Annotated in this window: 8 protein-coding genes; all 8 read left to right on the forward strand. The window is 39.2% G+C overall.

The features are described from left to right. The first annotated feature begins 179 nt into the window (after positions 1-179). The 8 genes from rimP to ACX3PZ_RS03695 all read left to right on the forward strand — a co-directional run bounded on the left by rimP (position 180) and on the right by ACX3PZ_RS03695 (position 15,290). Complete coding sequence (gene rimP / locus ACX3PZ_RS03660; RefSeq protein ID WP_459083200.1) at positions 180-647, forward strand: ribosome assembly cofactor RimP; 468 nt, start codon at positions 180-182, stop codon at positions 645-647. Between the two features lie 68 nt (positions 648-715). Beyond that, complete coding sequence (gene nusA, locus ACX3PZ_RS03665; protein ID WP_459083201.1) at positions 716-1,951, forward strand: transcription termination factor NusA; 1,236 nt, start codon at positions 716-718, stop codon at positions 1,949-1,951. A 60-nt stretch (positions 1,952-2,011) separates the two neighbouring features. Next, positions 2,012-4,885 carry a translation initiation factor IF-2 gene (gene infB / locus ACX3PZ_RS03670; protein ID WP_459111974.1) on the forward strand — a complete coding sequence of 958 codons (2,874 nt, stop codon included), beginning with the start codon at positions 2,012-2,014 and terminating at the stop codon, positions 4,883-4,885. Between the two features lie 327 nt (positions 4,886-5,212). Further along, complete coding sequence (locus ACX3PZ_RS03675) at positions 5,213-8,134, forward strand: SusC/RagA family TonB-linked outer membrane protein (protein ID WP_459083203.1); 2,922 nt, start codon at positions 5,213-5,215, stop codon at positions 8,132-8,134. A gap of 20 nt (positions 8,135-8,154) precedes the next feature. After that, positions 8,155-9,579, forward strand: a complete 1,425-nt coding sequence (locus ACX3PZ_RS03680) for a RagB/SusD family nutrient uptake outer membrane protein (RefSeq protein WP_459083204.1) — start codon at positions 8,155-8,157, stop codon at positions 9,577-9,579. A gap of 240 nt (positions 9,580-9,819) precedes the next feature. Then, a complete protein-coding gene (locus tag ACX3PZ_RS03685) occupies positions 9,820-11,739 on the forward strand; it encodes a putative porin (RefSeq protein ID WP_459083205.1) in 1,920 nt (639 codons plus the stop codon). A gap of 4 nt (positions 11,740-11,743) precedes the next feature. Then, the gene (gene bshC, locus ACX3PZ_RS03690; RefSeq protein ID WP_459083206.1) at positions 11,744-13,330 is read left to right on the forward strand and encodes a bacillithiol biosynthesis cysteine-adding enzyme BshC; all 1,587 of its coding nucleotides are present in this window, start codon (positions 11,744-11,746) and stop codon (positions 13,328-13,330) included. Positions 13,331-13,367: 37 nt separating this feature from the next. After that, positions 13,368-15,290, forward strand: a complete 1,923-nt coding sequence (locus ACX3PZ_RS03695; RefSeq protein WP_459083207.1) for a LysM peptidoglycan-binding domain-containing protein — start codon at positions 13,368-13,370, stop codon at positions 15,288-15,290. The last annotated feature ends 29 nt before the right edge of the window (positions 15,291-15,319 follow it).

Genomic DNA, 15,319 nt, shown 5'->3' on the forward strand with positions numbered 1-15,319 from the left:
TGACCAAGCATTGCCTTTTATAGGATTTACTTTGCTTTCTTCCCTGAATGCTCCTATTGCCTGGGTTAATCCATTAATTTTGAAGTTACTAATTATTTATGTATCTTTGCCGAAGATTTAGAGAACAGATGAAAAGGCCTTCGCGTAGAAAGCCTTTTTTCGTTCGAAATATTTTGAACATGGAATTTAAAAAACAGATTGAGCAGTTATTGAATGATTTTCTAGAGCAAAGAGAAGATTTGTTTCTGATAGATTTGAAAATTTCAACCTCTGATGAGGTAAACGTCGTGTTAGACGGGGACAATGGTGTAACTCTGCAAGATTGTCTGGACGCCAGTAGGGCGATCGAATTCAATCTAGACCGCGAAGAGCGAGACTTTAGTTTGCAGGTAGGTTCCGCAGGACTTAGCGAACCGCTAACAAGACCAAGACAATTTCGTAAAAATATCGGACGTGACTTAAGCGTAGTTCTTCAAGATTCAACTGAAATTGAGGGAGAACTCAGCCGTGTGGAAGAGGATAAAATAGCCTTAGTCCTACGCTACCGAAAACCCAAAGAAATTGGAAAAGGAAAAGTGGACGTGGAAGAAGAACGCGAGATTTTACTCGCTGACATAAAGAAAGCCACCGTCGCACTTAAATTTTAAAACGGACTGCTTTAAAAACAAGCAGAGAAAAGAAAAGGCAACATGAAACTTTTAATAAGAACAAAGTAATGGATAATTTAGCTTTAATTGAAGCGTTTGGCGATTTTAAAGATGAGAAAAGTATCAGTAAAATTGACCTGATGGCCATCATCGAAGATTCCCTAAAAACGCTACTAAGAAAGAGATACGACTCAGATGATCATTTTGATGTGATTGTAAACCCAGATAAGGGAGATTTTCAAATCTTCCTAAATAAAAAGATTGTCGAGGATGAAATGTCTGAAGACGATGATTTGGAAATTGAGATTTCGCAAGCAAAGAAAATAGATCCTACGTTTGAGGTTGGTGAAGATTTCACCATGGAAATTCCCGTAGCGCAGTTAGGTAGAAGAAATATCTTAACTTTGAAGCAGATTTTGGCTACCAAATTGCAAGAACATAACAATGCGCTTCTTTATGAGCAGTTCCACGATCGAATCGGAGAAATTGTGGTAGGAGAAGTTCACCACATTCGCCACAAACATGTGATTCTTTTAGATGACGATGGAAATGAGTTTATTCTTCCAAAAGAAAACCAAATTCCTTCGGACTTCTTTAAGAAAGGAGAAAATGTAAGAGCAATTGTAGAGAGTGTAGACTTTAAGGGGGCTAAACCTCAAATTATTGTCTCACGTACAGCGCCTAAGTTTCTTGAAAAACTTCTTGAATTGGAGATTCCAGAAATTCAAGACGGAACGATTATTTTGAAGAAAGTAGTTCGTATCCCGGGTGAGAAAGCGAAAATCGCTGTGGATGCGTACGACGATAGAATTGATCCAGTAGGTGCCTGTGTAGGGGTGAGAGGGTCAAGAATTCACGGAGTAGTTCGCGAATTAAGAAATGAAAATATAGACGTGATCCAATGGTCTAAGAATCCTGAAATAATGGTAAAAAGAGCCCTTGGGAATGTCACTGTCAATAAAATAGAAATTAATCCAGAGACGGGATATGCACTTGTGTATACACCGGTTGAGGAAATTTCGAAAGTGATAGGTAAGCATGGACAAAACATTCGTCTAGCTTCCTGGTTAAGTGATTTTGAGATTGATGTATACCGTGAGACTGTTGAAGAAGACGACGTTGAATTAAGCGAGTTCTCGGATGACATCGAACTTTGGATCTTAAATGAATTTAAAAAAGTGGGTCTTAACACTGCAAAAAGTGTCTTGGACAAAGACACGGACAGTTTGATAAACATGACTGACCTTGAAGAGGAGACCATCGAAGAAGTGAAACAAATTCTTAAAGAAGAATTTGAGGATTAGACGAAGCGATATACTCTAGTTCACTTCGAAGCCCATTAAAAACAAAAGTTAAAAGTATAAATGCCAAAAATTAGATTAAATAAAGCGGTTAAGGAGTTTAATATCTCGATGTCAAGGATGGTGGAATTTCTACAGTCTAAAGGTTTCGAGGTCGAAAGCAACCCGAACGCTCAATTAGAAGAAGCGGCATATTCTGCATTGGAAGCTGAGTTCGCCAAAGACGGGGAACAAAGAAAAGCATCCCATGAGGTTGTCATCTCTAAGGTTCCAGAAGAGAAGCTAGAACTAGAAGAGAAGAAGCCTGAGGTCATAAGAGCCAAAGCTAGTCTAAAACCAGAAACGAGAATTCTTGGTAAAATTGATTTGGAAGCTGCTGCAGGTACTCCCGCGGAGGCACCTGCCCCAAAAGCAGAAGTAAAGCCTGAGGCACCTGTGGAAAAAGAGCCAGAGGTGATCAAAGCGGCTAAAACCGAATTCAATGTGCTTGGAAAAATCGATCTCTCTAAGATTGATAGTTCTTCTAAGCCAAAGCCAAAGACGCAACCCAATGAGGCAAAACCAACCGAAGAGGTGAAAGAAGTGAAAGAGCCCGCAGAACCGAAAGTGGAAAAAGTGGAGGCGCAGTCTGAGCCTGTGAAACGTGAAGTGGCTGAACCTGTGAAAGAAGAGGTCAAAGAGCCCGCTGCACCTGCAAAAGAGACTGTGGATTCTCCGGAAGGACAAGAGTCCGAAGTGCTTAAGACACAATATAAGAAATTAGACGGTCCAAAAATTCTTCAACAAAAAGTGGATCTTACTCAATTCCAATCGAAGAGTAAAGATTCTGCAAATAAGAAGAAGAAAAGAAAGAGAATTGAAAAACCGGCTACGCCAGGAACACAAGCTGCTAGCGGCACCGGAAATCAAAATCGTCCTAACCAAGGAGGCGGAAATCGCCCTAACCAAGGGGGAGGTCAGAATCGTCCGAATCAAGGGGGAGCCAAAAAAGGCACAGGTCGTCGCGGAGAGCGCGTCATGCCGGTTGAGCTTACCGACGAGCAAGTTAAAAACCAAATTCGTGAAACTCTAGAGAAGCTTACTAACAAAGGAGGTAAGAGCAAAGGAGCAAAACACAGAAGAGATAAAAGATCCGTTCGACGTGAGCAAGACGAGCTACAGCAAGAGATCGACGCACAAGACAGAACCTTAAAAGTAACGGAATACATTACCGTAGGAGAACTTGCTTCTCTTATGGATGTAAGTCCAACGGAAGTGATTTCCACATGCTTCTCTCTAGGAGTAATGGTAACCATGAACCAAAGGCTAGAAGCGGATACGCTTCAATTGGTTGCAGATGAATTTGGATACGATATTGAATTCTCTGACGCAGACCTTGAAGAGGCTGCGGAAGAAGAAGTACCAGACAGAGAAGAAGACCTTTTACCTAGAGCACCAATTGTGACTGTAATGGGTCACGTTGACCATGGTAAAACTTCCCTTCTGGATTACATTAGAAAGGCCAATGTGATTGCAGGAGAATCCGGAGGGATTACCCAGCACATTGGAGCCTACAATGTGAAATTAGAAAACGGTCAAAGAATTACATTCTTAGATACTCCAGGTCACGAAGCGTTTACAGCGATGAGAGCTAGAGGGGCGCAAGTCACCGACATTGTAATCGTTGTAATTGCAGCGGATGATGACGTGATGCCTCAAACCAAAGAAGCGATTGCTCACGCACAGGCGGCAGGTGTACCGATGATTATTGCAATCAACAAGGTAGATAAGCAAACTTCCAATGCGGACCGAATCCGGGAACAACTTTCGGCCATGAATATCTTGGTAGAAGATTGGGGAGGAAATGTTCAAGCGCAGGAGATCTCTGCAAAATTTGGTACCAATGTAGACCAACTCTTGGAAAAAGTTCTATTGCAGGCGGAGATGCTTGAATTGAAAGCAAATCCTGATAAAAATGCACAAGGGGTGGTGATTGAAGCTTCCCTAGACAAAGGAAGAGGTTACATTTCGACGGTCTTAATTCAATCGGGAACTCTGAAATTAGGAGATTATGTACTCGCGGGGAAAAACCACGGGAAAGTAAAAGCCATGTTGGACGAACGAGGGAAAACCATGGAAGGTGCCGGGCCTTCAATTCCAGTCACTATTTTAGGACTTGATGGAGCGCCTACCGCAGGGGATAAATTCCGAGTTTTTGCCGACGAGAAAGAAGCAAAATCAATTGCAAACAAGAGAGAGCAGCTTCAAAGAGAACAATCGATTCGAACCAAGAAACACCTTACACTCGATGAGATTGGAAGACGTATTGCACTTGGAGACTTTAAAGAACTTAACATTATCCTGAAAGGGGATGTGGACGGTTCAGTGGAAGCGCTTTCGGATCAGTTACAAAGACTATCCACAGAGGAAATCCAAATCAATATCCTTCACAAAGGAGTAGGTCAGATCACAGAATCCGACGTGCTTCTCGCTACAGCATCGGATGCCATCATGATCGGATTTAACGTTCGTGCTGGAGTCAGTGCAAAAGAGATTGCGGACAGAGAAGAGATTGAGATTAGAACCTATTCTGTTATCTACGATGCAATTGACGATGTGAAAGAAGCGATGGAAGGGATGCTATCTCCTGAAATCCGTGAACAAGTCATTGGAAACGTGGAAATCCGTGAAGTCTTTAAAATATCGAAAGTGGGAACCATCGCAGGATGTATGGTCCTTACAGGTAAAGTGACTAGAAACTCGAAAATCAGACTACTACGTGATGGTATCGTGAAACACGACGGTGTCCTTGAAAGTTTAAAGCGATTTAAGGATGACGTGAAAGAAGTAACGAAAGGCTACGAATGTGGACTTAACATAAAGGGATACAACGACATAGAAGTTGGCGATGTATTAGAAGTTTATGAAGAAATTGCAGTGAAGAAAAAACTTAAGTAGTTTTCTTTATGATAATATTAACAAACCAGATGAGAAATCATCTGGTTTTTTTGGTTTTTATTGCAAAAGTTTTTGACGTAATGATCTGAAAAATAATAATATGCAGTTATTTAAAATCATTATAAATAAGAAATATTATACCAAATTTAAGATATTTGCATATAGCGGAAATTGATAGTAATCTCACATTAAATGGCAGTTAACATTTTGTAATCCATAATAACTTAGGTCATATCATAGGGTTAAACTTTTTAAATGGACTGAAAGTTTGCGGGTGTTAAAATTTTTTAACATATTTGCGAAAATATAATATTAAATTTTGTTAATATGAATGTAAAACTACAGGTGTTAACCGCAGGTGCGCTATTCTTTTTGGGTAGTCAAACGGTATTAGCACAAAAAGATTCTCTTAGAACACAGAATGTTGAAGAAGTAGTGGTTGTTGCTTTTGGTAGTCAAAAGAAGGAGGCGATCGTCGGTTCCGTTGCGACTGTTGATAAGAAGACCATCGAAAGCCAGCAAGCGACTAGTGTACTAAGTGCCTTGCAAGGGACTGTTGCTGGGGTAAATGTGATTTCTACTGGTGGTATGCCAGGAGATAACCCAACTATTTACATTAGAGGTATTTCGTCTATCAACGCGAGCGCTGAACCTCTTATTATTGTAGATGGATCCCCTTACGGAGGAAACTTAAATTCAATTCCACAAGATCAAGTTGAATCATTAAGTGTACTGAAGGATGCTTCTGCAACTGCACTTTATGGATCAAGAGCTGCAAATGGGGTTGTGATTATTACTACAAAAAAAGGTAGACTAAATTCAAAACCAAGAGTTAGTGTAACGTCGCTTATAGGTGTGTCTACATCTGCAGTTAAGTTTCACGAAACTTTAGGGGCAGAAGATTTCTTGAAGGGTACATGGGAAGCCTTCAAGAACAATGAAATGTATAACAACGGTGCAGATGCTGCAACAGCAGGTCAATTTGCATCAAATCAGTTAATCAATAGACTAGGTTACAATCCATATGATGTTGCAAATCCGGTCGATGCAAATGGAAATATCGTAAACGGAGCTAATCTTCTTTGGGATACAGACTGGAAAAAAGCGATTATTAATGAAGCTGCTATCAAGCAAGAACATCGTTTTAATCTATCTGGAGGTAGTGAAAACACAACTTACTTTTTAGGAGCTGATTACTTAGACATGTATGGTAACGTGAAAACTTCAAGATTCGAAAGACTTGGATTTAGAGCGAATGTAGAATCCAAAGTGAACAACTGGTTGAAAGTTGGATTGAATTCTTCATTTACATCTTCTTCACAAAACTATCCTACTCAGTCAGGTAACTCGTACCAAAGTGCTGTTCAATGGATTTATACAATGCCTAACATTTTCCCTCTTTATATGAGAGACGAAAGTGGTGCATTTATCTATGATACATTTGGTAATAAGCAATATGACTACGGAAATAACGCTTCTTCTGGAAGATTACTTAATGCACAAAGAGGTACATTAAATAATGAAAATGCTGTAGGTGCACTTTATAACTACCAAGTAAGAAATAATCGTTACGACGTTTTTGCAAATGGATTTGCAGAAGTAACATTTACCGATTATTTAAAATTAAGATCTCAAGGGTCTTTCCAATTATATACATACGACAGCTATGAATATAGCCACTATGCATATGGAAACGCTGCGAGTGTTGGTGGTCGTGTTTCTCAGGGAAGAGACCTTGCGAAAACAATTAACTGGACAAACAGTTTAAACTTCAATAAGAAATTTGGTTTACATACGGTAGATGCTCAAGCAATTTTTGAAATCATGGACTATCGCTATGATGCTTTAAGTGCACAAGGAACAGGTTACTTACCAGAAGTATTTGTACTTAATGGTTCTACAGTTCCAGAAGGAGTGGGAGGCTACATCAACCAAGAAAGACTTGTTGGTTATTTAGGAAGAGCTGCTTACAACTATGCTAATAAGTATTTTGTTGAAGGTTCAATACGTACAGATGGTTCAACAAGATTTGCTCCAGAAACTAGATGGGGAACTTTCTATTCTGTTGGTGGTGCATGGGTAGTAAGCAAAGAGAATTTCTTCCAGAATGACGTGATGAATCATTTTAAACTAAAAGCATCTTATGGTGAGCTTGGTAACAATGCGACATCAAGTTACTTCCCTTATTTATCTGTGTACAATACGGGATGGAATCAATTAGATCAAACGGGTATCCTTCTAGGAGGTGCAAGAGATTACTTCTTAACTTGGGAGAAAACAGCGTCATTTAACGCAGGAGCAGAGCTTGGATTCTTCAACAACAGAATTACTGCAGACGTGGATTACTTTAACAAGGAATCTATTGACCTTATCTACGCGAAGCCACTTCCTGGTTCAACAGGTAACACTTCCATCACAACAAACGTAGGAGCATTAAGAAACTACGGATGGGAATTTAGTATCAACTCACTAAACTTTGATACAGATAAATTCACTTGGAGAACGAACCTAAACATGACTTTTGAGAAAAATGAAATTACTGCGTTAACTCAAGATTCATTCATCAACGGAACTAAGAGATGGGAAGTTGGACGTTCACTTTACGATTTCTTCCTTGCAGAATGGGCTGGTGTTGATCCTCAGACGGGAATGGGTACATGGTATCATACTGTAACCGATGCAAATGGTAATGAAACGAGAGAAGTTACTTCAGATTATAATTTAGCAAACCTCGAAGAAAGTCGTATTTATACAGGTACTTCTTTACCTAAATTCCGAGGAGGTTTAACAAATAACTTCCGTGTAAGTAATTTCGAATTAAACACATTATTTAACTTTGCATTCGGAGGTTCAATTTATGACTCTACGTATGCAGGATTAATGAGTGGATTCTCAAGTGATGGTAGACAGCAACATGCAGATACTAAGAATTCTTGGAAAAACCCTGGAGACATTACGAATGTACCAATGAATATTGCTTCCAACAATCAGAATACATCACAATCAACAAGATTCTTGTTTGATAACGATTATATCAGATTAAAAGCTGTAACTTTAGGATACAATGTAAATAAAGATCTAATAGAAGGAATGGGACTTAACAACCTTAAGATTTTCTTACAAGGAGATAATCTGTGGACTTGGCAGTCACATGAAGGTATTGATCCAGAACAAGGTTTATCAGGAACGACAAACAGTAGATCCTACAACCTACGAACTATTTCGCTTGGTGTCAATTTTGGATTTTAATATAAAAAGAAGTTAAAACAATGAAAAATATAAAATTAATTTTATTAGTACTTTTGATTGGTTTTGTTCAATCATGCCGTGAAGAATACTTAAATGAACCTGCGCCGACAGACACGGTTACTCCTGATGTGGCATACGGTTCTTATGAAGGAGCAAAAGCACACATCGCTGGTATTCTTAGAAGAACTCGTGGGCAGTTTACCTCGACCGACTCAGGTAATTTAGGTGCGATGTATTTTGCACGTGAAAATAAAGGGAACACTACGATAAACAATGGTAGCTGGTTCGCTTTCGACTATGAAAACGATAACAGAGAGCCTAACTACAGACGTACTGTATTTACATGGAACTTTCCTTATTACCTAATTAATCAGGTTAATGCTTTTATTCAAGGAGTGGAAGAAAGTACAGCGATTAGTGATACAGAGAAAAATGAGTTATTAGGACAGGCGTATACAATGCGTGCTTACTTCTATTTTGAATTGAGTTTAGAGTTCCAGCATACTTATTCTTTTGATCCTTCACTGCCAGCTCCTCCGATCTATACGGATGCAGGCGCATTAGAAGGTAATCCAATGAGTACAATGCAGGAAATGTACAAATTCATCACTGATGATTTAGAAAAAGCAATTTCAATTGGTACTAACGCAAGAGATAATAAATCTTATTTCAACAAGGCAGTTAGTTACGCTGTTGCAGCAAGAGTTTACCAAGTAATGGGTGATTGGACAAAAGCAGGGAATTATGCGAAATTAGCATACGGTGGTAGCGCTGCAGCTGCACTAAGCCCAAGTTTCTATCAGTCAGGATTTGATAGCATGGATGAAGGTGTGGAATGGTTATTAGCTGACCCACAGACTGCAGACCAATCTACTTACTATTATTTAGCTCCTCACGGATTCTATACAAGAACAGAAAGTGCATATAATAATACGTTTATTAACAAATCGTTTGTTGCGTTATTTTCAGCAACCGATGTGCGTAACCAGTTTTATAAAACGCAAGCAGGAATTACAGATTATAGAGAATGGTACACGAGGAAATTTAAATTCGCATTTGATTCCGATTTAGCCCTTATCAGAACTCCTGAAATGATCTTAATTGAAACAGAAGCGCTTTATCATTCAAGTCCATCTGCAGCGCATGATTTGCTTTATACATTGCAAAAAAACAGAGATCCATTGGCTGTGAAATCTAGTAATACTGGAGCCGCATTGTTAGAAGAGATTTTAACAGAAAGGAAAAAGGAATTGTATGGAGAAATTGGAGTTGAGTGGTATGATGCTAAAAGACTTAGAAGAGGTTTACCAAGAGATGCTTGGCACCGTGTGAATTTAGCAAACAATCCAATGATGCCAGATGATAAGAGATTCTTCTTAAAAATTCCTCAGGCAGAACTTGATGCGAATCCAAACATCGATCCCGCAATTAATGCGAATCGTTAAGATTTGAGATATAATATTTGCAATTTGCAAATGATATGCGCCCTATTATTCAATAGGGCGCTTTTTGTTTATGTAATGTTGTAGATATCCTTCGAATTGAATCTATAGTACACTTAGTAGTAAAGTTGGAGTTTATAATTAGATGAGGAGGGTGGGCTCGTGTCGCTTTAGTCCAAGGAAAATTTGACGAGGTCATTTTATTTGAATTGATTTCTTAAATTTGCAGTAGATTCCCATTTGATGAAATACATAATTTGCTTTCTATTTATAGCGGTTGGTCTTAATGCACAAGTTGTTAACAAGACAGACCGTACAATAAACAATTCCGATACGCTGGTAGTGGATAACGGTGAAAAGGATTCCATGAAGATCTTTAAGCCTACCATTGAAGATTATCGTTTCAAGACGCAATATGGGGAGACCAAAGTCTTCGACACTACCTTTACGGCAGATCGAACCTATAAATTTTCACAGTACAATAACCAGGATAATTTTGGTAAGATTCAATTTGCCAATATTGGTTCCGGGTTTCAGGATTTGGTTTTAACAAGAAAGAAAGAACAAGCTCTAACGTTACTGCCGAGTAATAAGTCTCATTTTTATTTGTCAGAGAACCAAATCAAATACTACGATGTAAAAACGCCAACGACTTCTTTTATATACCATACAGCAATGCGTAACGGAGCAGCCCTCCAATCTACATATACTCAAAATGTAGGCAAAAATTTTAATTTTGCTATCGAGTATATGGGGCTTCGGTCTCAAGGATTCTACACCAATAGTTTAGCAGCAAATAGCAATACGCTATTCTCGGCCCATTATCGATCGGAAAACGGCAAATATGAGGCTTTTGCGCATTACATCCATCAAAATGTAAATAACGAGGAGTATGGTGGGATTGAGGATTTGGATTTGTTTTTGGGAGGTGATTCAAGGTTTAAAAACCGGGAGAACCTAGAAGTGAATTTGAACAATTCGGATTCCCGATTTTCAGCAAGACGGTATTATTTGAGTCAAAGTTTCACACCTTTTAATCCAGAAAAATATCCCTTTAAACTTCGTCATACAATTATGCACCAAGGAAATAAGCAGTATTTCAATTTAGGTGCAAACGATGTCACTTACTTTGAGATGCTTCAATCCGGAAGAGATCTTGGTAGTAAGACCTATTCCAACAATTTAAGCAATACGGTTAGTCTAGTTTTTGATAACGAAAAATTTAAATTAGATGCAGGGGTTAGACATCAGAATTTAACCTTGGGAAGTCTTAATGAAATTTCAGAAACGGGACTCTTCGCGGGAGAAGAATGGAGTGAAAGTCGACTAGGAGCAGTAGGGAACTTGCAGATAGATCTTTGGGATAAATTTAACTTGAGATCAGGCGTAGAGTTCTCCAATGGAAAAGTGTTTGGCAATTTCCTCAGAGTGGATAACAATTTGAGTTTTGAGCCTATTAAAGAGTATTTTGTGGATGCCCACGTAAATTTCCAAAGTGCGGCTCCAAGTTTTAATTATTTGCTAAAGGCTTCCCCGATTGTCAATTACAATTACGCCTTGAAAGGTTTCGACAATGAAAGTGTGCTGGAAGTTGGTGGTGTAGTGGGTCTTAAGTGGTTTGATGCCAAAGCGCTAGTAAACTATTTAAGGATTGATAATTACACTTATTTTAGTTCCGTCGGACAACCTAAGCAAGCCGAAAACTCACTGGATGTCACGCAAATTGGTGGAGAAGCGACTTTTTCTGCAGGTAAGTTTCACCTCAATGCCAAACTTCTATTTCAAAGCGCGCTTGGGAACAAGGATTTGTTTCCAATGCCGGATTTTATAGGGCGAGCGAATGTGTACTACAAAGCTCCCGCGTTCAAAAATGCAGCGCAGGTAATGACAGGGCTTAAAGTCTATTACTTCTCAAAGTTTAATTCTAGAGAGTATTCGCCTGTTGTCTCTGAATTTATTTTACCAGGCGCATCAGGCTATGCCATCGGAGGAGAACCCATAGTGGATGTATATTTTAATATGAAGGTGAAAACGATGCAATTTTTCATTGAAGGTCAGAACTTAACCGCTACTTTTATGCAGAATAAATCTTACACTGCTCCTTTTTATCCTCTATACGATTTTAGATTAAACATCGGAATCGTATGGAATTTATTTCATTAATATTTTGAAAAGCATCACCCACATACCCTTTACGCAGATCGACAGCATTCCAAAGTTAATTAAAGATTATTTGGAGGGCGATTTAGAGGCTTACAATGCACAGCGCTTTAGCCTCGAGCATTTTGCAAACCAAATCGAAAAAAAGAAACATTCCTTTTCGAAATCAAGCAGGGAAATTCTTTCGGAGGTTCTATTGGACCAGCACAGAGTGCTTGAACTTAGCGAGAAGCAAAGGTCGAATCTTGATCTGATCAAAGGAGAGAATACATTTACGGTCGTTACAGGGCACCAATTGAATTTGTTTACAGGCCCCGTCTTCTTTGTTTATAAAATATTGCAAACGATAAAAACGGCGGAATTTTTAAAAATAAATTTCCCCCACTATAATTTTGTTCCCCTTTTTTGGCTTGCGACTGAGGATCATGATTTTGAAGAAATAAATCATTTCAAAACCAGAGATGAGTATTATGAACTAAAAGCGAAATCTGGAGGGGCTGTAGGACGAATTGAAATAGAAGAACCCTTCTTTATTCATGAATTTCAAAAGCAGTTTGAACATTCAATTTACGGGACGGAATTGATTCGTTGGATGAAAGAGGCGTATGAGAAGGGTACAAGTCTCACGGAGGCGACAAAGAAACTTGTAAACCGCTTATTCGCTTCTTATGGCCTACTTATGGTGGATGGTGATGAAAGGCGCCTTAAAAGAGGCATGATTTCCACGTTTAAAGAAGAGTTGGAGAGCGAAGCTCTATTCCAGCATTCAAAGAAAGAGGTAGAAACGATAGTAGATACCTACGGCAAAGCACAAGTTAACCCAAGAGAAATCAACCTTTTTTACCTTTCAAGTACTCGCAATCGGATTCAGAGTAGTCCAGAGGGGTTTGAGATCGTGGACACAGAGCTTAAATTCACAAAAGAGGAGCTTTTTAACGAATTACAAAAGCATCCTGAACGATTTAGCCCAAATGCACTCATGAGACCTGTTTATCAGGAAACGGTCCTTCCGAACCTGGCTTATATTGGTGGAAATGCAGAAATCATGTATTGGATGGAACTTAAATCCTATTTTCAACATTTGAATTTAGACTTTCCCCTTTTGATTCCACGCAATTCGTTTTTAATGATATCGGAAAAGACACTCGGAAAAATAAAGCGCATGGATTTGCATGTGTCTGATTTCTATAAGAATTTCGCACAGGTTGTAAATCGTAAATTCCTCGTTGAATCTCAAGTTCAACCTACTCTAACTGAGCAAAAAGAACTACTTATAAAAGGGTTTGAGGCCCTTAAATCAAGAGCCTTTGAAACCGACAAAACCTTTTTGAATTTGGTTCTTGCAGAAGAGAAGAGGCAGCTTCGTTCTTTTGATAAAATGGAGAAAAGACTTCTGCGCGCCGAGAAAATTAAACACCATGAAAAATTGGATAGACTTGAACAGTTGTTTTTGGAGGTTCATCCGGGTGAAAATTGGCAAGAGAGGGTGTTTAATTTCAGTGTCTTCTACTCTGAATTTGGCAGAGATTGGCTCCAAAATTGTTACCTTCAGATGGAAGTTGAAAAATCGGGTGTTAATATCCTGATGATTTAATTTGAAAGCGTTATTTTTGCAAGCAAGAGACACCGATATGATAAAAAGATTCCTACTATTATCTGCCGTTGTGTTTGGTTTTGGAGCTAGTGCCCAAAGCACGCACACCGTCATAAAAGGGGACACGCCATATAATATTTCAAAAAAATACGGCCTGTCTATTAATGAATTGTACCGATTGAACCCCTCGGTTGTCGAAGGGACTATCAAACTTGGTGATGTACTTACCGTTACGCGCGGTAGTAGCCAAAATTCTGCGCAAAGTACCACGGGAGCTTCTACAGGTGTCATTGTTCTTCAGCCGAAGCAAACCATTTACGGAATCACAAAAACCTATCGTATTTCTGAAGCGGATTTAAGAAAACTAAATCCAGAGCTCGACTCTCATATGAAAATTGGAGATAAGGTCGTACTTCCTCTTGAAAACATTAGAAAATACGGACCTGAATCTGCCGTAGTCGTTAGCGAGGCTAATGTAAACACAGTTAAACCTACTGCACCTGAAGAAGTTAGCGATCTTTTGCAAGGCCAGGAGCGTTACGAAGTGCAGCCTCGTGACAATTATTATCGAATTACTCGAAAGTTTAAGCTGTCACAAGCCGAACTTTTTTCCCTTAATCCTGGGCTTGAATCCAAAGGACTTCAACCTGGAGATTTTCTTGTTGTGAGTACCCGTTCGAAATCCTCGGACGATTCCGTTGCGATGACAGAATTAGAGCCGGCAGTTTCTGAAAGTATACCGGTTTCGACTGTTAATAGAGAAGATGTCCTCGAAGAGTCAGGTGATTATCTAACCTATACAGTACGTAGTGGAGATACGGTTTTTGGGATCTTAAATGAATTCAAAATTACACTGGATCAATTGCTTTCCTTAAATCCCTCTTTGAGCGGTGGACTTAAGGCTGGCATGGTTCTGAAAATTAAATCCATTGATTCACAATACGTTAAAAAATCAGGCGACCAATTAAATGTGGTGTTAATGCTTCCGTTCGGATTTGATGCGGGGGATAGCAAATACCGTAGTTTAGCAAGTGACTTCTTAAGCGGTGCAAAACTCGCCATTGAGCGCAGTGCAGCCGGTGGGCAAAAGTTGAACATTAATATAGTGGACTCTGGAAATGATACCAGTTTTAAAAATAGTTTGAGCCAAATTCAAAAGGAAAATACGGATTTGATCATCGGACCCTTCTTTAAATCTGGAATTGTAGAGGTACTAGACTATGTAGGCTCGTCAAAAATCCCAGTTGTTGCACCCTTTGCGAATACGGAAGATTTGTATGGGCACAGCAATTTAATTATTGTAGAAACGAAAGAAGATATATATGCGGATCGCATTGTGGAAGAAGCAGAAAAAGTATTCAGCAACCAAAAGGTGTATATCGTTGCAGACTCTGACAAAACACAGGCGAACCGAGTAAAAGCTGGCCTCGAGAAATCCCTAAAAAATGCTTCGATTTCAATCGTGACTTCAGTCGCAGATATTGTAAGCGAAACCAACATGATGACGGGGCAGCCTACACCTGTAATTGCCATTCTTGCCTCCAATAATGATTCTCTTGGAAAAGCATTTGGTGAGCGCATGATTCAAATGTCTAACGAGATCAAAGGCAATCGTGCCTTTAGCCTTTATTACCATAGTATCTTCGAATCGCAAATGGACGCTTTAAGCCAAGCCAATCTTGTGTATTTAATGGATAGAAAGGTAAATATGGAGGGGAAATTTGAAAAAGAAATTTTAGCGGCCTACCAAACGAAGTATTGTAAGTCTCCTTCGAGATATGCAATCATTGGGTTTGACGTGGTCAACGATATTCTAAGCAGAGAAAATAAAAACGGGGAAGTTTTTAAACAGATAGACAAAGTGCAGACTCAACTTGCAACCAAGTTCGAATACGTCCGTGCAAAACGAAATGGCGCCTATATCAACACTGGGTACCGTGTAGTTCGATTGGTGCCTTAAGAGCAAAAAAAACATAACCCTTGATTTAC

The sequence above is a fragment of the Chryseobacterium sp. A321 genome (genome assembly GCF_054489265.1).

Bases quoted from the DNA above. Each gene is read 5' to 3' on its own strand.
- rimP (WP_459083200.1), top strand. From the start codon at position 180: ATGGAATTTAAAAAACAGATTGAGCAGTTATTGAATGATTTTCTAGAG.
- nusA (WP_459083201.1), top strand. From the start codon at position 716: ATGGATAATTTAGCTTTAATTGAAGCGTTTGGCGATTTTAAAGATGAG.
- infB (WP_459111974.1), top strand. From the start codon at position 2,012: ATGCCAAAAATTAGATTAAATAAAGCGGTTAAGGAGTTTAATATCTCG.
- ACX3PZ_RS03675 (WP_459083203.1), top strand. From the start codon at position 5,213: ATGAATGTAAAACTACAGGTGTTAACCGCAGGTGCGCTATTCTTTTTG.
- ACX3PZ_RS03680 (WP_459083204.1), top strand. From the start codon at position 8,155: ATGAAAAATATAAAATTAATTTTATTAGTACTTTTGATTGGTTTTGTT.
- ACX3PZ_RS03685 (WP_459083205.1), top strand. From the start codon at position 9,820: ATGAAATACATAATTTGCTTTCTATTTATAGCGGTTGGTCTTAATGCA.
- ACX3PZ_RS03695 (WP_459083207.1), top strand. From the start codon at position 13,368: ATGATAAAAAGATTCCTACTATTATCTGCCGTTGTGTTTGGTTTTGGA.